Annotated in this window: 15 protein-coding genes; 11 read left to right on the top strand and 4 right to left on the bottom strand. The window is 67.0% G+C overall.

Annotation, left to right across the window (positions count from 1 at the left end; all coding sequences use genetic code 11):
- The first annotated feature begins 64 nt into the window (after nt 1-64).
- The 3 genes from ASD15_RS33440 to ASD15_RS27420 all read left to right on the top strand — a co-directional run bounded on the left by ASD15_RS33440 (nt 65) and on the right by ASD15_RS27420 (nt 2,455).
- A complete protein-coding gene (locus tag ASD15_RS33440) occupies nt 65-460 on the top strand; it encodes a DNA-formamidopyrimidine glycosylase family protein (RefSeq protein ID WP_229418364.1) in 396 nt (131 codons plus the stop codon).
- On the top strand, nt 427-840 hold the full coding sequence (locus tag ASD15_RS33445) for a hypothetical protein (RefSeq protein WP_229418365.1): 414 nt from the start codon (nt 427-429) through the stop codon (nt 838-840). Before ASD15_RS33440 ends, ASD15_RS33445 begins: the two co-directional genes overlap by 34 nt.
- Before the next feature lie 112 nt (nt 841-952).
- A complete protein-coding gene (locus ASD15_RS27420) occupies nt 953-2,455 on the top strand; it encodes an HD domain-containing phosphohydrolase (protein ID WP_057158206.1) in 1,503 nt (500 codons plus the stop codon).
- A gap of 115 nt (nt 2,456-2,570) precedes the next feature.
- Here the strand turns inward: ASD15_RS27420 and ASD15_RS27425 are convergent, their stop codons facing one another.
- Genes ASD15_RS27425 through ASD15_RS27435 form a run of 3 tightly spaced genes read right to left on the bottom strand, consistent with a single transcriptional unit; the run spans nt 2,571 to nt 6,163 of the window.
- Nucleotides 2,571-4,526 carry a GAF domain-containing protein gene (locus tag ASD15_RS27425; RefSeq protein ID WP_057158207.1) on the bottom strand — a complete coding sequence of 652 codons (1,956 nt, stop codon included), beginning with the start codon at nt 4,524-4,526 and terminating at the stop codon, nt 2,571-2,573.
- A 41-nt stretch (nt 4,527-4,567) separates the two neighbouring features.
- Entirely contained in the window at nt 4,568-5,068 is a 501-nt protein-coding gene (locus ASD15_RS27430; protein WP_057158208.1) for a hypothetical protein, read from the bottom strand.
- A 54-nt stretch (nt 5,069-5,122) separates the two neighbouring features.
- On the bottom strand, nt 5,123-6,163 hold the full coding sequence (locus ASD15_RS27435) for a LacI family DNA-binding transcriptional regulator (RefSeq protein ID WP_057158209.1): 1,041 nt from the start codon (nt 6,161-6,163) through the stop codon (nt 5,123-5,125).
- 187 nt (nt 6,164-6,350) lie between these two features.
- Between ASD15_RS27435 and ASD15_RS27440 the strand changes: the two genes are divergently transcribed.
- The 8 genes from ASD15_RS27440 to ASD15_RS27475 all read left to right on the top strand — a co-directional run bounded on the left by ASD15_RS27440 (nt 6,351) and on the right by ASD15_RS27475 (nt 13,782).
- Entirely contained in the window at nt 6,351-7,235 is an 885-nt protein-coding gene (locus ASD15_RS27440) for a dioxygenase (protein ID WP_057158210.1), read from the top strand.
- A gap of 10 nt (nt 7,236-7,245) precedes the next feature.
- On the top strand, nt 7,246-8,019 hold the full coding sequence (locus ASD15_RS27445; RefSeq protein ID WP_057158211.1) for an SDR family NAD(P)-dependent oxidoreductase: 774 nt from the start codon (nt 7,246-7,248) through the stop codon (nt 8,017-8,019).
- Nucleotides 8,020-8,028: 9 nt separating this feature from the next.
- On the top strand, nt 8,029-8,907 hold the full coding sequence (locus ASD15_RS27450) for a 3-keto-5-aminohexanoate cleavage protein (protein WP_057158212.1): 879 nt from the start codon (nt 8,029-8,031) through the stop codon (nt 8,905-8,907).
- A gap of 62 nt (nt 8,908-8,969) precedes the next feature.
- Nucleotides 8,970-9,971, top strand: a complete 1,002-nt coding sequence (locus tag ASD15_RS27455; RefSeq protein WP_057158213.1) for a zinc-binding alcohol dehydrogenase family protein — start codon at nt 8,970-8,972, stop codon at nt 9,969-9,971.
- Nucleotides 9,968-10,321 (top strand): cupin domain-containing protein, encoded by a 354-nt coding sequence (locus ASD15_RS27460; RefSeq protein WP_057158214.1) that lies wholly within the window; start codon nt 9,968-9,970, stop codon nt 10,319-10,321. Before ASD15_RS27455 ends, ASD15_RS27460 begins: the two co-directional genes overlap by 4 nt.
- Nucleotides 10,322-10,380: 59 nt before the next feature.
- Nucleotides 10,381-11,676 (top strand): dicarboxylate/amino acid:cation symporter, encoded by a 1,296-nt coding sequence (locus ASD15_RS27465; RefSeq protein ID WP_057158215.1) that lies wholly within the window; start codon nt 10,381-10,383, stop codon nt 11,674-11,676.
- 10 nt (nt 11,677-11,686) lie between these two features.
- A complete protein-coding gene (locus tag ASD15_RS27470) occupies nt 11,687-12,814 on the top strand; it encodes a porin (RefSeq protein ID WP_057158216.1) in 1,128 nt (375 codons plus the stop codon).
- 569 nt (nt 12,815-13,383) lie between these two features.
- A complete protein-coding gene (locus tag ASD15_RS27475) occupies nt 13,384-13,782 on the top strand; it encodes a hypothetical protein (protein WP_057158217.1) in 399 nt (132 codons plus the stop codon).
- A gap of 25 nt (nt 13,783-13,807) precedes the next feature.
- On the opposite strand, the gene ASD15_RS27480 is transcribed toward ASD15_RS27475, so the two are convergent.
- A complete protein-coding gene (locus tag ASD15_RS27480; protein ID WP_057158218.1) occupies nt 13,808-16,858 on the bottom strand; it encodes a CHASE domain-containing protein in 3,051 nt (1,016 codons plus the stop codon).
- Nucleotides 16,859-16,864: the final 6 nt, after the last annotated feature.

A 16,864-nucleotide genomic window follows, 5' to 3' on the forward strand; every position in this document is an offset into this window, starting at 1 on the left:
CGTCAGCGCACGGCGGACGCGGCGGGACTTCACGCACACTGGGCCATCGCATGCGGGAGGCGCCATGCCCGAAGGTCCATCCATCGTCATCCTGAGGGAAGAAGCGGCCGCTTTCAGCGGCCGCAGCATCGCCGCCGCCGGCGGCAACAGCAAGGCGGTCGACTACGCCCGCCTGGTCGGCCAGCCCGTGCTGGCCCTGCACAGCTGGGGCAAGCACTTCCTGATCGAATTGCCGGAGCTGGTGCTGAGGATCCATTTCCTGCTGTTCGGCAGCTACCGCATCAATGCGCGCAAGGACGCGATGCCGCGCCTGAGCCTGCAATTCCAGGGCGGCGGCGAGTTCAACTTCTACGCGTGCTCGGTGCAGCACTCGAGACTGGACGGGAGGGCGGCCTGGACGCGCTGTACGACTGGCGCGCCGACGTCATGTCGGACCGGTGGCAGCCGGCCCTGGCGCTGAAAAAGCTGCGCGCCGCGCCCGCCATGCTGGCCTGCGACGCCTTGCTGGACCAGAATATTTTCTCCGGCGTGGGGAATATCATCAAAAACGAAGTACTGTTTCGTGTGCGCATACACCCGCTGTCCGAGGTGGGCGCGCTGCCGCCGGCAAAGCTGCGTGCGCTCGTCAAACAGGCGCGGGAGTACAGTTTCGAATTCAAGGCCTGGAAGCAAGCCTGTGAACTGAAAAAGCACTGGCTGGTGCATACGAAAAAGATGTGTCCCAAGTGCAAGAACCCTTTGACAAAGGGGCATCTGGGGCGCACCAGGCGGCGCAGCTTCTATTGCGAACGTTGTCAAAAAGTGTATAAAAATTTGCCGCAGTTGCTCGATTGTTGTTAAGCTTACGTGTAATTTTTATTGCCTGTTGTTAATCCACTGGCTGTGGGACTACAATCAAAAGAGTGCGCCTAAAAATTGCGCATACAAGTGTCTTTTTGCGGAAATACGCCTTATGTCTTTTTTGTCCTCACCGTCGCCCAAGCTTGCGCCATGGAAAGTTCTGCTGGTCGATGACGAACCCGATATCCACGACGTCACCAAGCTCACGCTGAGCCGCTTCCGCCTCGACGGCCGTGCACTCAGCTTTGTGCACGCCTACAGCGGCGCCGAGGCCAAGGAAGTGCTGGCGCGCGAGCAGGACATCGCGCTGGTGTTCCTGGACGTGGTGATGGAACAGGAGGACAGCGGCCTGGAAGTGGCGCGCTGGATGCGCCAGGAACTGGACAACCAGTTCACCCGCATCGTGCTGCGCACCGGCCAGCCGGGCCAGGCCCCGGAAGAGCGCGTGATCGTCAATTACGACATCAACGACTACAAGGAAAAAACCGAGCTGGACCGCACCAAGCTGTTCACCACCACCTTCGCCGCGCTGCGCGCCTACCGCGACATCATGAAGGTGGAGGAGGCCCGCATCGCCCAGCTGAACTACCGCGAAGGCCTGGAGCGCGTGATTGCCGCCTCGGCCCATATCTTCCAGCAGCGCAACCTGAAGGACTTCGCCAACGGCCTGCTGCAGCAAGTGGTGGCGCTGCTGCGCCTGGAAAACAGCATGCTGCTGCGCCTGCGCGCGGCCACCGCCATCAGCGGCGAGAACGAATACGAAATCCTGGCCAAGATCGGCGACGAGGAAAACATCCTGACGCCCGAACTGCTGGCCCAGCTGGACGACGCCAAGAGCAACCGCATTTCCAAGGTGCAGGGCGACACCTATGTCGGCTACTTCCCCAACAGCAGCGGCAAGGCGTCGCTGCTGGTGCTCAAGGGCGTGGAAGAAATTTCCGAGATCGACACCAAGCTGCTGGAAGTGTTCTGCTCCGGCGTGGCGATCGCCTTCGACAATATCCTGCTGACCCAGGAAATCACCGACACCCAGGCCGAGCTGATCCTGCGCCTGGGCGACGTGGTGGAATCGCGCTCGAACGAAGCCGGCAACCACGTGCGGCGCATGTCCGAAGTGTGCCATTTGCTGGCCGTGGCCAGCGGCATGCCGGACGACGAAGTGGCCGTGCTGCGGCACGCCGCGCCGATGCACGACATCGGCAAGATCGCCACGCCGGACGCGGTGCTGCTCAAGCCGGGCAAGCTGGACGCGGCGGAGTGGGAAATCATGAAGCAGCACCCGGCGGTGGGCCTGTCCATCCTGGACGGCTCGCAGCGGCCGATCCTGAAGGCGGCCGCCGTGATCGCGCACCAGCACCACGAGAAATTCGACGGCAGCGGCTATCCGCAGGGCCTGCGGGGCGAGAACATCCACCTGTACGCCCGCATCGTGGCCGTGGCCGACGTGTTCGACGCGCTGATGCACAAGCGCTGCTACAAGGACGCCTGGCCGGTGGAGCAAGTGGTGAGCCATTTGCGCGAAGTGGCCGGCCAGCACCTGGACCCGGTCTATGTCGAGCACCTGATCAACAACATCGACAAGGCGCTGGCCATCAACGAGCGCTTCCCGGACTAAGCCGGCCCGCCCTGCGGAAACCGGCTGCCGCCGGTTTTCTTTCGCCTGCCGCGCACCGCCGGCGAGGTCCCTCAGCTGCCCCTCGCTGGGCTGGCACCGCCCCTTCGCCAGGTATTTAAACCTGGGGCTTGCCGTGCTGGACGCGCGGGAAGCGCAGGTTGTAGTGCAGGCCCATGTTGGGGGCGCTGACCACTTTGATGGTGCCGCCCAGTGGTCCGGTCACCAGGTTATACAGGATGTGGGCGCCCAGCCCGCTGCCGCCGGAGCCGCGCTTGGTGGTGAAGAAGGGGTCGAACAGCTGGCTCAAGGTGCCCTGGTCCATGCCGATGCCGTCGTCGCTGTAGTCGAAGTGCACATGCTCGCCTTCGATCCGGCCCTTGATCTTGATCGAACCGGACTGGCCGTCGCCAAAGCCGTGCACCAGCGAGTTGACCACCATGTTGGTGACGATCTGCGACACCGCGCCCGGGAAACTTTCCATCTGGATGTCCGGCGGGCAGTCCACCTGCACCTCGATGGGTTTGCCCTTCAGCTTGGGCTGCAGCGACAGCAGCACTTCGTCCAGGTATTTGCGCAGGTTGAAGCTGCGCACATTGTCGGACGACTGGTCCACCGCCACCTGCTTGAAACTGCGCACCAGCGCGGCCGCGCGCTGGGTGTTGGTGGTCATGATGCGCAGCGTCTGGTCGACAATGTCGAAGAACTGGTTCAAGCCCTCCTCGTCCAGCGCGCCGCTGGCCAGGTCTTCCTTGGTCAATTTCAATTCCTGCACCAGGTGGCTGGTGGCGGTCACGCAGATGCCCAGCGGGGTATTGATCTCGTGCGCCACGCCGGCCACCAGGCGGCCCAGCGAGGCCAGCTTTTCCTGCCGCACCAGCTCGCCCTGCGCGGTCTGCAGTTGCGTCAGCGCCGTGTTCAGCGCCGCGTTCTGCTCTTCCAGCGCGGTCTTGGCGCGGCGGATGGCGCGGTCGGCCTGCAGGCGCGAGATCACCACCGCCACATGGCTGGCCATGAAGGCCAGCACGTCCAGGTCGGACTGCGAGTAAATCATGTCCTCGTCGTAGCTCTGCACCACCAGCACGCCGTAGGCGTAGTCGTTCAGCAGGATAGGCGCGCCCATCCAGCTGACGATGTCCTCGTTGCCCAGCGGCCGCTCCACGTCGCCCGACGCCATCAGCGCCAGGTAGCCCTCGCGGTCCAGCAGCACCGGCTGGCGCTGCTTGAGGATGTAGGAGGTCATGCCCACGCCGTAGGAGAAGCTGGTGCACGGCGCCGTCGGGTCTTTCTCGTCGACGAAGTAGGGTACCGTGATCTCGTTGTTGCTGGGGTGGTAAAGCGCGATCAGGAAATTGCGCACGGTCAGCACTTCGCTGATGGCCTGGTGCAGGCGCTGGTACATGGTGGCGCGGTCCCAGGCGCCGCCGGACAGGCTGGCGATCTCGTACAGCGCGCGCTGCAGGTTTTCCGCGCGGCGCCGTTCGGCCACTTCGTATTCCAGCGCGGCGGTGCGCTCGTGTACCGCGCGCTCCAGCCGGTCCATGCTCTGCAGCCCCTGCAGCGCGCCCGACACGTGGTTGGCGATCAGCTGGAACAGCGCCTGGTCTTCCTCGTTGAAGGTGTGCTGCTTGTCATAGCTCTGGATCACCATGGCGCCCAGCACCTGGTGGTTGTGGTCCACCAGCGGACAGCCCATCCAGTGCTCGGCGGTGGTGCCCAGGCCCCAGGTGCTGCCGTCCACGCCGCGCGAGTTGTGCTCCTCGGCAGTCATGATCAGGCGCTGGCGGTTCAGGATCACCCAGGCGGTCGGCGACTGCTCCGGCGAGGCCAGCTCCACCACTTCGCTGCGGTCCGGCGCCTCGTCCACCTCGTCGACGAAATACACGAAGCGCACCGAGTTGGGACGGCCTTCATCGCTCAGCGCCACGTAGAAATTGGCCGTGTACATGATGCGGCCCAGCGCCTCGTGCACGGCCTGGACGAATTCGGCGATGTCGGTGCACGTGCTCGACTTCTGCCCGATTTCGAGCAGGATGCTTTGTACGGCTTCCAGGCGGCTGAGACGGCTTTCCATCGATTTTCCTATGAGCAAGTTAGCATAGGAATGGTACCAGTTCAGCCGGGCCGGCGGTAGCCGCTTTCTATCCACGCTGTGGCGCTGGCCACACTGAGCTTGAAGGTCGGCAGCGCGCGCACCTGGGCCAGTTCTTCGCCGTAGGGGTCGAACGCGGTCAGGGTGGCGTACGGCTCGTCCTCGTCCGGCGTGATGTCGAAGTTGACGGTGATGTAGGCGGCGCCCTCGGTGTTGACGCGCACGCTCTTGTGCAACTGCGCGTGCAGCTGCTGCTCGTGGCGGCGCAGCACCTCGTTGGCGGTCTTGACCAGGGTGTTGAAGGCGTTGATGTCGAGCGGCTTGGGGTTTTTCTTGTCGCGCCCCATGGTCCACGGCCCCACCAGCGCCGGCTCCGGCTCGCCGTCCTTGATCATGGCCACGGCCCAGCCCTCGTCTTCGTCGTTCTTGATCACGCGCGCGGTCCAGCCGTTGGCTTGCCACAGGCGGTCTTCCTGCACCAGGGCGTCTTGTTCGTCGTCGGAAAGAAGGATATCGTCAGTCATGGGCGCTCGCTTTACTGGATATATATACAGTTAAAAACCGTATCATATCGCAATTTACGCCTTGCGCGGAACTGTTGTCGAATTGCGCACCACCAGTTCCGGTTTCAACCGGATTTCCACCTGGCCGCCGCCCTGCTCGTCCTTCTCCTCCTTCAGCCGGCGCAGCACCAGCTGGGCCGCCTGCACGCCCATGGCGTGGTGGCCGATGCGTATGGTGGTCAGCGGCGGATTGACCATGTCGACAAAGGGCATGTCGTTGTGGCCCACCACCGACACGTCCTCCGGGCAGCGCAGGCCGCGCTCGCGCAGCGCGTCGTAGCAGCCCAGCGCCAGCAGGTCGTTGCCGGCCAGGATGGCGGTCGCCTGCGGGTAGCGCTCCAGCGCCGCCAGGCAGCCGGCGCGTCCCGCCTCGCGCGTGTAGGCGCTGCAGTCGAACAGCCACATGTCGGCGCGCGCCACGCCGTGCGCCGCCAGCGCCAGTTCGTAGCCCTCGCGGCGCAGGTGGCCGGTGGACAGCGTCTGCGGCCCCACCAGGTGCACGATGCGGCTGTGGCCGAGCGCCAGCAGGTGCTCCACCGCCAGCCGCATGCCGGCATACTCGTCGTTCACCACGCTCGATACGCGGCCCCGGTCCTCGCTGCGGTTGACGGTCACCAGCGCCACCCCGGCCTCCAGGCAGTGGCCGATGACCGGATCGTCGCGCGTAGCGGTGGCCAGTATCAGCGCGTCCACCTGGCGCGCCAGCAGCTGGTCGACCACGAAGCGCTGCTGTTCCGGGTCTTCGCCGGCATTGGTCACCAGCGCCACATAGCCGTGCTTGCGCAGCTCGTCCTCGATGCCCAGCAGGATGGGCGGAAATACCGGGTTGGTGATGTCGGGCAGCATCACGCCGACGATGTTGGAGCGCCGCGTGCGCAGCGCCGCCGCCATCTTGTTGGGCCGGTAGCCATGCCTGGCCGCTTCCCTGAGCACCCGCTGCGCCACCTCCTCGCCCACCATGTGCCGCGTTTCCGGGTCCATCACGCGGCCGACCGTGGAGGTGTGCACGCCCAGGATCTCTGCCAGGCCCTTCAGCGTCATCTTTTTTTGCTGCATAGCATCTTCCAATAAGCGATGTCGTATTTTCGCACGCCGCTGCCGCCCAGCGTAAACGGAAGAATCGATGCGAACGTTCGCAAATATTTTCGCTTTGTTCTTGAATTGGATTGTCGATCTGCTAGTATCAGATTGATGCGAACGTTCGCATAAATTCTAACCAGCTTGAAGGAGACAGCAAGTGGACATGAACACCGCCAATATCATCGACGGCGAAGCCTCCGTCACCGCCGTGGCGCACGCCGCCATGGCCCGCACGCCCGACCCGCGCCTGCGCCAGCTGGTGGCCGCCTTTGTCGAGCACATGCACGCGCTGATACGCGAAGTGAACCTGACCGAAGCGGAATTCGACACGGTGCTGACATTCGTCGCCGACATCGGCCAGCAGACCAACGCCGTGCACAACGAAGTGGTGCTGGCAGCCGACGTGCTGGGCATCTCCACCCTGGTGGCGCTGCGCAACAACCCGCAGAACCAGGGCCAGAGCGCGGCCGCGCTGCTCGGGCCGTTCTGGCGCGCCGCGGCGCCGCTGTGCGACAACGGCGCCTCCATCGCGCGCGGCGATACGCCCGGCACCCCGATGCGGGTATTCGGCCAGGTGCGCGGCCTGGACGGGCAGCCCATCGCCGGCGCCAAGGTGGACGTGTGGCAGGCCTCGCCCGCCGGCCTGTATGAAAACCAGGACCCGCACCAGCCCGAGATGAACCTGCGCGGCTATTTCATCACCGGCGAGGACGGCCGCTACAGCTTCCGCACCGTGCGCCCGTCCGGCTATCCGGTGCCCACGCACGGCGCGGTGGGCGTGCTGCTGCGCCTGCAGCAGCGCCACTGCATGCGGCCGGCGCACGTGCACTTCATGGTGTCGCACCCGCGCTGCAAGACGCTGATCACCCAGGTCTTCGCCGACGACTGCGACCACCTCGGCAGCGACGTCTCCTTCGGCGTGACCAAGCCGCTGGTGGGACAGTTCGTGCGCCACGCCCCCCCCGGCGAGGACGCGTACTACACCCTCAATTACGACTTCGTGCTGGAACAGGGCGAGAGCTGCTTCCCCGAAGCGCCCATCAAATAAGGAACCATACATGCCATCCCAACTTCCACTCGCCGGCCAGGTGGCTGTCATCGCCGGCGGCGCCGGCGCCATCGGCTACGCCAGCGCGCAGCGGCTGGCCAGGCAGGGCGCGCGCATCGTGCTGCTCGGCCGCGCCGGCGGCGACGCGCACGCCAAGGCCGCCGCGCTGCCCGCTGTGCCGTCCGCCGGCGGCGCCCACTGCGCCCTCGAGGCCGACCTGGCCGGCAGCGCCGCGCTGGCCCGCGCCGCCGCCGAGGTGCGCGAGCGCTACGGCCGCGCCGATATCCTGGTCAACTCGGCCGGCTTCACCCAGCCGGTGCCGCACGCCGACCTGGACGCGCTGAACGATGAGCTGATCGACGCCATCTTCACCGCCAACTGGCGTGCGCCGTTCGCCGCCATCCGCGCCTTCGCGCCGCTGCTGCGCGCGTCCGGGCATGGCCTGGTGGTCAACATCTCGTCCATCGCCGCCAGCACCGGCATCGGCAGCAACGTGGCCTACTGCGCCGCCAAGGCCGGGCTGGACACCATGGCCAATTCGCTGGGCCGGGCCCTGGCGCCGCACATCCGCGTCATCAACGTCTCGCCCGGCGTGGTGGACAGCCACTTCGTGCCCGGCCGCGACGCCGCCTTCAACAACAAGCAGGCCGCCACCACCCCGCTCCAGCGCATCGGCCAGCCGGACGACATTGCCGCCGCCGTGGAAGCCTGCGCCACCACGCTGCTGTTCGCCACCGGCAGCGTGATCCGCATCGACGGCGGCCGCCACCTCGGCGCGGCGTAAGGAGAGCACATGCACAAGACCATCATCACTTGCGCCGTCACCGGCAACATCGTCAAGCCCGGGCAGCACCCGGAGCTGCCGGTCACGCCGCGCCAGATCGCGCAAGCCTGCCTGGACGCCGCCGACGCCGGCGCCGCCGTGGTCCACATCCACGTGCGCGATCCGCACACCGGCCTGCCGTCCATGGAGCTGGACCACTACGCCGAAGTGATGCAGCGCATCCGCGAACAGAACCGCGAACTGGTGATCAACCTCACCACCGGCCCGGGCGGCCGCTACATCCCCAGCACCGACGATCCGCAGGTGGCAGCGCCCGGCAGCACGCTGATGCTGCCCGAAAAGCGCGTGGCCCACATCGCCGCGCTGCGTCCCGACATCGCCACGCTGGACCTGAACACCATGAACTCCGGCGCCGATGTGGTCATCAACACGCCGGCCAACGTGCGCCGCATGGCCAAGGTCATCCGCGAGGCCGGCGTGCTGCCGGAAATCGAAATCTTCGACTCCGGCGACCTGCACCTGGCGCGCGACCTGATCGCCGACGGCACCCTGGCCGGCCCCGGCCTGTTCAGCTTCGTGCTGGGCGTGCACTACGGCTTCAACGCCAGCCCGGAAACCATGGCTTACGCGCGCGGCCTGCTGCCGCAAGGCGCCGCCTGGACCGGCTTCGGCATCGGCCGCCACGAGTTTCCCATGGTGGCGCAGGCCTGGCTGCTGGGCGGCCATGTGCGGGTCGGCTTCGAGGACAACCTGTACATCGCCAAGGGCAAGCTGGCGCGCGACAACGCGGAACTGGTGGCGCGCGCCCGGCTGATCGTCGAATCGCTGGGCGGCGCCATTGCCAGCGCGGCCGAAGCGCGAACCATGCTGAACCTGCATCGCGGGTGACGCGGCGTCGCCGCCAACCCGCCCGGCAAGACCGAACAACCGATCACAACGAGGAGAACCACATGAACACCGTACGCGTATCCGAAAAAGCCGCCAGCATCGATTTGCTGGCCCCCTCCCTGTCCACCACCGAGCGGCCGGTGGCGCAGCCCGGCCAGTGCGTCATCGAAGTGCACAGCGCGGGCATCAACCCGAGCGACGTGAAGGCCGCGCTGGGGGCCATGCCGCACGCCGTATGGCCGCGCACCCCGGGCCGCGACTACGCCGGCGTCGTTATCGACGGCCCGGCGGAATGGATCGGCAAGGAGGTGTGGGGCAGCGGCGGCGAGCTGGGCATCCGCCGCGACGGCACCCACGCGCGTTACCTGGTGCTGGACACGGCCGCCGTGCGCGCCAAGCCGGCCGCCATCTCGATGCTGGAGGCCGGCGCGGTGGGCGTGCCCTTCATCACCGCCTACGAAGGCTTGCGCCGCGCCGGCCTGCCGCAGGCGGGCGACGTGGTGCTGGTCATGGGCGGCAACGGCAAGGTGGGCCAGGCCACCATCCAGCTGGCCACCCGCGCCGGCGCCCGCGTGTTCGCCGTGGAGCGCGGCAAGGAAGCCTACATCGGCCACGCCAGCGGCGCGGTCGACATGATCGCCGCCGACAGCCAGGACATCGCCGCCTACGTGCGCGACAAGACCGGCGGCCACGGCGCGGACATCGTCTACAACACAGTCGGCAGCCCTTACTTCGAACAGGCCAACGCGGCGCTGGCCACCGGCGGGCGGCAGATCTTCATCTCTACCATCGAGCGCGCCGTGCCGTTCGACATTTTCGCCTTCTACCGCGGCCAGCACACCTATGTCGGCATCGACACCCTGGCGCTCGATTCGCTGGCCTGCGCCCGCATCCTGGACGCGCTGGCGCCCGGCTTCGCCGACGGCACGCTGAAGCCCTTCCCGGTGCTGGCGGACACCGTCTACGCGCTGAAGGACGCCTTGCAGGGCTACCGCGCGGTGCTGGGCGGCGCGCGCGAGCGCGTCGTGCTGCAGCCTGTTCAGCAGCCCGCTCCGCAGCCATGAACGTCACCCGCTACAGCGGCGCCCCCGCCTACTTCCCGTCCAATCACGAAGGCATGCACTGCCTGCGGCTGCAAGGGCACGAGGCGGGGCCGTCCGACACGGTGTGGCTGGGGCTATCGCACCTGCTGCCCGGCGGCGGCACCACGCTGGACGCTTCCGGCGTGGAGAAGCTGTACCTGGTGCTGGAAGGCGAAGTGACCATCGTCACCGAAGACGGCGCGCAGCTACGCGAACACGTGCTGCGCCAATACGATTCCGCGCGCCTGGCGCCCGGGGAAAAGCGAGCGTTAAAGAACCATACCAACCACCCGGCCAGCATCCTGCTCGCCATGCCATACCAATCTACATAAGTCGCAAACAATACGCTAGACCTTGATCGAAGCACACGACGAAGCATTGGAGGAGACACATGATTACCACCAGCCCCACCGGGGCGGGCGCGCTGCCGCCCGCCGTCCGCACCCGCAAGCCGTTCTATGCCATCCTGTACGTGCAGGTACTGTTCGCCATCGCGCTCGGCATCCTGCTGGGCCACTTCGACGCCAGGCTGGCGATCGACATGAAGCCCCTGGGCGACGGTTTCATCAAGCTGATCAAGATGCTGATCGGCCCCATCGTGTTCTGCACCGTGGTCAGCGGCATCGCCGGCATGCAGGACATCAAAAAGGTCGGCCGCATCGGCTGCAAGGCGCTGCTCTACTTCGAGCTGGTGTCCACCTTCGCGCTGTTCATCGGCATGGCGGTCGGCAACTGGGTGCGCCCGGGCGACGGCTTCAACGTCAACCCCGCCACGCTGGACGCCAAGGCCGTCACCGATTACGTGGGCAAAGCCAAGCACATGACGCCCACCGACTTCTTCCTCAACATCATTCCCAACACCGTGGCGGACGCCTTCGGCAGGGGCGACGTGCTGCAGGTACTGCTGATCTCCCTGCTGTTCGGCTTCGCGCTGTCGGCCATGGGCAGCCGCGCCAAACCGGTGACGGAGCTGATCGATATGGGTTCGCAGGCGGTCTTTGGCGTGATCAACTTCCTGATGCGCTTCGCCCCCATCGGCGCGTTCGGCGCCATGGCCTTCACGGTCGGCAAGTACGGCGTGGTGTCGCTCGGGCCGCTGCTCAAGCTGATCGGCACCTTCTACCTGACTTCCGCGCTGTTCGTGCTGATCGTACTGGGACTGGTCGCGCGGGTGGCCGGATTCAGCATCATCAAGTTCATGGTCTACATCAAGGAAGAGATCTTCCTGGTGCTCGGCACCAGCTCGTCCGACACGGCGCTGCCCACGCTGATGGCCAAAATGGAGAGGCTGGGCTGCTCCAAACCGCTGGTAGGCCTGATCGTCCCCACCGGATACACTTTCAACACCGATGGCACCAGCATCTACATGACGATGGCGGCGCTGTTCGTGGCCCAGGCCACCAACACGGAACTGAGCCTGCTGCAGCAGCTGGCCATCTTCGGCGTGGCCATGCTGACCTCGAAAGGCGCCAGCGGCGTGCAAGGCGCTTCCTTCATCGCGCTGGTCGGCACGCTGGCGGTGGTGCCCACCATCCCGGTGGCCGGCATGGCGCTGATCCTGGGCATAGACCGCTTCATGAGCGAAGCGCGGGCGCTGGTCAACATGATAGGCAACGGCGTCGCCACGGTGGTCATGGCGCGCTGGGAAGGTGAACTGGACCGCGACAAACTTGCCGCCATCCGCTAAGGACAACGATATGAAGAATACGAATACCTCCTCGCGCTGCGCCGCCGCGGCCGCCCTGGCCCTGGCTGCCGCGGCGGGCCACGCCGCCGCGCAGAGCAATGTCACGGTCTATGGCCGCCTGAACGTGGCCATGGAACACATGGAAACCTCGGCCGCCGGCGCCGCCAGCAATGGCAAGCGGCTCGCCGTCACGCGCCTGGTCAACAACCGTTCCGTGTTCGGCTTCAAGGGCGCCGAAGACCTGGGCGGCGGCAACAAGGCCATCTTCCAGATCGAAGGCACGCTGTCGCCCGACACCGGCGAAGGCAGCCCGGCCCAGCGCGACACCCGCGTCGGCCTGGAAGGCGGCTACGGCCAGCTGTTCCTCGGGCATTGGACCACCCCTTACAACAACAGCACCTCCGGGCTGGACCCGTTTTACCCCACCACGGCCGGCTACATGAGCATCATCGGCAACGGCGCCGGCTCGACGGTGGACAACCTGAGCAACCTGTCCTCTTTCGACCGCCGCCAGCAGAACAGCATCAGCTGGTACTCGCCCACCTGGCACGGCATCACGCTGCGCACCGCGCACGGCATCAGCGAGGAACGTCCGGCCGGCGGCGCCAAGCCGTCGCTGACCTCGCTGGCCGGCGTCTACGAGCAAGGGCCGTGGTACGCCGCGCTGGCCCACGAGCGGCACCACGACTACCAGGGCAAGGGCCGCGACGACAGCGGCACCAAGCTGGCCGCCGCCTACCGCTTCAGCCACCGGCTGGGCGAGACCCGGCTGGCCGTCATTGCCGAGAAACTCAAGTACGAAACCGCCACCGGCAAGCTGGAACAGACGGCTTACTATGTTTCTGCAACGCACCAGGCCGGCCCGCACGGGCTGCGCCTGGGCTTTGCGCACGCCGGCGACGGCAAGGGCGGCTCGACGCAGAAAATCGGCTACCTCAAGCGCGGGCCGGACACCGGCGCCAGCCACGTCACGCTGGGCTACGACTACACGCTGTCCAGGCGCAGCAGCCTGTACGCGTATTACACGCGGCTCGACAACGACGCCAACGCGCTGCACGACTTCGCCATCAACGCGCTGACGGTCAGCGCCGGGGCCACGCTGCAGGGCGCCGCCTTCGGCATGCGGCACGCGTTCTAGCGCGGGATCGGCCAGCGCCGTAAACGCGGAAGCCCGCATGATGCGGGCTTTTTATTTAGTGGGTTTATTCCCGAATGGCCGCGCTAGGCAGCCAGCAGCGACATAGCAGGCCGGGGCGGCGGCGCGATCGGCGGTCCCAGCGGGGTGCGGCGTGGATCGATCGCCGGCTCCGGCATATGGTAGGTGTAGGGATTGATGATGATCGGCGGAATGGTAGGCGGCGCCGATGGCGGCCCCTTGGGTCCGCCCGAACACTCAGTCGCGCTACGCTGGCGCATTGCACTGCCGAATCCCGAGGATATCGATTGACCCTCGCTCAGTTCTAGCCAAGCCATATTGCCCTCCATGTGCAGGATAGGTATTCAGTATAGGCAACGATATCTTTAATTCAAGGACGGATCCGCCGGTTTTTTCCGCGGGCGGGGCAAGCTTCGCAGCTTATCGCCGCCGTCCGCCATTGATCCCGTGAATTCTGCGCTCCATCGCAATCCGGTGGCCCGGCGCCCCGCTGCACCGTAAAGTTACCCCATACCAACCACGGCATCACTCGCCAAACCAGGGGAACCCTCATGAAAAAACTGCTCGCCATCCTGCTTATCGCCCTGCTCTTTATTGCCGCCTGGAACACACTGGACAGCAGCGGCATGGTGGTCCACCTGGGCGACGAAGAATTCGAAGGCCCGCTGGGTGTGTTGCTGGGCATCACCTTCGGTGGCCTGGGCCTGCTGATCGGCGCCGTGGTCATGGTCTGCGTGGCGGTGTTCCTGGGCTTCCTGTTCGCCGGCCTGGGCGTGCTGATGGTGGCCGGCCTGCTGATGCTGGCGGTGGTGCTGGTGGCCGTGATGTCGCCGCTGATGCTGCCGGTGCTGATACCCGCCGCCATCATCTGGTTCATCGTGGCGCGCAACCGCAAGCAGCGTGCCCGCGAGAGCAAGCTGAAGGACATGGACCCGCACGCAGCCATCTGACAGACGCAGCGATCAAGTCACACAGTCAAGCGGCCGGGGGCAAGTCCTGCGGCCGCTTTTTTTCCGCCTCCGGCCCGCACTGGTCGACCCGCTCCACCCGGTTGCGCCCGCCCCGCTTGGCGCAGTACAAGGCCTTGTCAGCCCGCACCAGGGCCGTGTCGCCGCTGGCGTCGGCCGGGTCCAGCGCGGCGATGCCGATGCTCACCGTGACCGGCAGCGTGCGGCCCTCCGCCTCCAGCGGCGTGTTGGCGATGCGCTGGCGCAGCCGTTCGGCGAAGGCAGTGGCGGCCGCCATGTCGGCGCCCGGCAACAGCACTGCGAATTCCTCGCCGCCCACCCGGCCCAGCGTGTCGATCTTGCGCTGGCTGTCGCGCATCAGCGCCGCCAGGTGGCGCAGCACGGCGTCGCCGGTGGCGTGGCCGTATTCATCGTTGACGCGCTTGAAATGGTCCAGGTCCAGCATCAGCACCGCGCCCTGCTCGCCGACGTCGCGCTGCAGGCGCGCCTGCTCGTCGTCCAGGCGCGCCATGAATTCGCGCCGGTTCGGCAGGCCGGTCAGGAAATCGGTGGTGGCCAGCACCAGCAGCTCGTCGTTCATGCGCTTGCGTTCGGTGATGTCCAGCGTGGACACGATCATGAAGTCCAGGCTGTGCGTGTGGCCCGGCATCACCAGCAGGGTCAGCTCGTTCTGGCGCTGCACCCCGTCCAGCCGCTCGAAGCTGCTCTCGCAGGCGAACAGGTGGGCGCCCTGGGCCAGCGCGCCCAGCGCCTGGGCGAACGCCGGCATGGCGCTGGCGTCGAAATTCTGCGCCAGCGTCAGCGCGGCGGCGTCCTTGCTGCCGGGCGGCGCGCCCACCTGGGCCAGCGCGGCGGCGTTGACGTCGATGATGCGCACCAGGCCGGCCAGCCGCGCCACCTGGCTGGGGTTGGCGCGCAGCCAGGCCGGCACGTCGTCCACGCCGGACTGCTCCAGCTCGGCCAGCGCGGCCCGCACCGCCGACCAGTCCTGTTCCCACAGCGCCACCGGCGCGTGGTCGTACAGGCTGCGGAAGCGCGCCTCGCCGGCGCGCAGCGCCACTGCCGCCTGGGCCTGTTCGATGGCGATGCCGGCCAGGCGCGACGCCTGTTCCATCAGCGCCAGCTGGGCCACCCCGGGCGCCTGCGCGGCGCGGTGGAAGATGGCGAAGGTGCCCAGTATCGCGCCGCTGGCGGCGCGGATCGGTTCGGACCAGCAAGCCTGCACATCGGCCTGGCGCGCCAGGTCGCGGTACTGCGACCACAGCGCGTCCTGCGCGATGTCGGCCACGATCACGCGCCGCCCCAGCTGCACCGCCTGGCCGCAATAGCCGCCCGGCTGCTCGACCGACTGGCCGTCGATGGCCGCGCTCAGGAACGGCGGCAGGCTGGGCGCCGCGCGCACATGCAGCCGGCGCCCCTCCTCGTCCAGCAGCAGGATGGCGCCGCGCAGTTCCGGATGGCCGTCCTCGACGCCGTGCACCACGCTGTCGAGTATGGTCTGCAGCGGCGCGCCGGTGGCCAGCAGTTCCAGCACCTGGCGCCGGGTCTGCTCGCGGCGCTCGCTCTGGGTGCGCTCGGTGATGTCGCGGAAGGACCACAATCGCGCCGGCGCGCTGCCCAGCTTCAGGCCGCGCGTAAACAGCTCGATCACGCGGCCGTCGCGCAAGTGCAGCAGTTCGTGCTGCACCTCGTTCTCGCCCTGGCGGCGCGCCACCGCCGCCAAAAACACGGCCGGCTGCGCCAGCTGTTCGGCCACCTGCTGCAGCAGGATGGCGCCGTCCTGCTGCCAGTCCAGGTGCTCGGGCACGTTCCACAATTCGCGGAAGCGGCGGTTGGAGTTGAGCACGCCGCCCTCGAAATTGTCGACCAGGATGCCGTCCACGGTGGAGTCGAGGATGCTGCGCAGCACGGCCTGGCTGCGCTGGGCGCTGTCGGCCATGGCCAGCAGGCTGGCCTGGCCCTCCTTCAGTTCGTCGGCCAGCTGGCGCGTCCGGCTCAGCGCGCGGCGCGCCTTCAGGCTGCTGCGCGCCAGCATCCAGGCCAGTGCCGCCAGCACCCCGCTGAGCACCACCCCGGCGCCCCCGATCAATTGCACCTTGCCGTCGCGCTCCGCGCCCACGCCGCTGCCCGGCAGGCCGCTGATGCGCACCGTCCAGCGGTGCCCGGCCAGGCTGATCTTCTGCATGGTATGCCGCATGCCCGGCTGCGGCGGCCCGGGACGGCTGTCGTACATGCGGCTGCCCGCGTTCAGCGCTTCGCCGTCATAGATTTCCACGTCCAGCTTGGCGGCGCGCTCGCCGCCCAGGCCTGCCATCACGTCGCCGAGCCGAAACGGCGCGTACACCCAGCCGGTCAGCGCGGCGCGGCGCTGCTCGATGGTGTGCCGGGGCTGCGCGTTGTGGTACACCGGCAGCACCAGCAGGAAGCCGGCCTGTTCGTCGTCCTCGCGCTGGTCCTCCTGCACCAGCCGGATCTTGCCGCTCATGGCGGGCAAGCCGGAATCGCGCGCGCGTTCCAGCGCGGCACGCCGCACCGGCTCGGACAGCGGATCGTAGCCGAAGGCCTTCAGGTTGCTGCCGCTGAACGGCTCGATGTAGATAATGGGCGCGTACTGCGGCCGGTCGCCGGGCGGGCGCACCGCGTAGCCGGGAAAGCCGTCGCGCCGGACGGCCAGCGTGTGCACTTCGCGCTGTCCGCCGCCCACCAGGCGCATGTAGCCCACGCCCTGGATGCCGGGGAAATGCTGGTTCAGGTTCTGGCTGTCCAGGTAACGGTGGAATTCTTCGCGGTCGACGTAATCCGAACTGATGTACAGCCCCTGCACGCCGTACAGCACCTGCTCATAGGTTTGCATGCGCTGCGCGATGCTGTTGACCAGTTCGCGCACGCGGAAGTCGAAATCGGCCTGGATTTCCTGCGCCGCGTCGGCGCTGGCGTTGCGCCACAGCCACCAGGTCGAGCCCAGGCACACGCCCAGCACCAGGCCGGCCACGACAATTGGGCTCAGCAGGTCTTGCGGCGTCCGGCGAGGCTGGGGCCGGGAATCGGTCGAGTCCATGGTTTT

It is taken from the genome of Massilia sp. Root351, assembly GCF_001425045.1.
In the GTDB taxonomy this organism is placed as follows: domain Bacteria; phylum Pseudomonadota; class Gammaproteobacteria; order Burkholderiales; family Burkholderiaceae_D; genus Rugamonas.

Excerpts from the sequence above, each read along its gene's own strand:
- ASD15_RS33440 (WP_229418364.1), top strand. The coding sequence starts at position 65 with ATGCCCGAAGGTCCATCCATCGTCATCCTGAGGGAAGAAGCGGCCGCT.
- ASD15_RS33445 (WP_229418365.1), top strand. The coding sequence starts at position 427 with ATGTCGGACCGGTGGCAGCCGGCCCTGGCGCTGAAAAAGCTGCGCGCC.
- ASD15_RS27420 (WP_057158206.1), top strand. The coding sequence starts at position 953 with ATGTCTTTTTTGTCCTCACCGTCGCCCAAGCTTGCGCCATGGAAAGTT.
- ASD15_RS27425 (WP_057158207.1), bottom strand. The coding sequence starts at position 4,526 with ATGGAAAGCCGTCTCAGCCGCCTGGAAGCCGTACAAAGCATCCTGCTC.
- ASD15_RS27430 (WP_057158208.1), bottom strand. The coding sequence starts at position 5,068 with ATGACTGACGATATCCTTCTTTCCGACGACGAACAAGACGCCCTGGTG.
- ASD15_RS27435 (WP_057158209.1), bottom strand. The coding sequence starts at position 6,163 with ATGCAGCAAAAAAAGATGACGCTGAAGGGCCTGGCAGAGATCCTGGGC.
- ASD15_RS27440 (WP_057158210.1), top strand. The coding sequence starts at position 6,351 with ATGAACACCGCCAATATCATCGACGGCGAAGCCTCCGTCACCGCCGTG.
- ASD15_RS27445 (WP_057158211.1), top strand. The coding sequence starts at position 7,246 with ATGCCATCCCAACTTCCACTCGCCGGCCAGGTGGCTGTCATCGCCGGC.
- ASD15_RS27450 (WP_057158212.1), top strand. The coding sequence starts at position 8,029 with ATGCACAAGACCATCATCACTTGCGCCGTCACCGGCAACATCGTCAAG.
- ASD15_RS27455 (WP_057158213.1), top strand. The coding sequence starts at position 8,970 with ATGAACACCGTACGCGTATCCGAAAAAGCCGCCAGCATCGATTTGCTG.
- ASD15_RS27460 (WP_057158214.1), top strand. The coding sequence starts at position 9,968 with ATGAACGTCACCCGCTACAGCGGCGCCCCCGCCTACTTCCCGTCCAAT.
- ASD15_RS27465 (WP_057158215.1), top strand. The coding sequence starts at position 10,381 with ATGATTACCACCAGCCCCACCGGGGCGGGCGCGCTGCCGCCCGCCGTC.
- ASD15_RS27470 (WP_057158216.1), top strand. The coding sequence starts at position 11,687 with ATGAAGAATACGAATACCTCCTCGCGCTGCGCCGCCGCGGCCGCCCTG.
- ASD15_RS27475 (WP_057158217.1), top strand. The coding sequence starts at position 13,384 with ATGAAAAAACTGCTCGCCATCCTGCTTATCGCCCTGCTCTTTATTGCC.
- ASD15_RS27480 (WP_057158218.1), bottom strand. The coding sequence starts at position 16,858 with ATGGACTCGACCGATTCCCGGCCCCAGCCTCGCCGGACGCCGCAAGAC.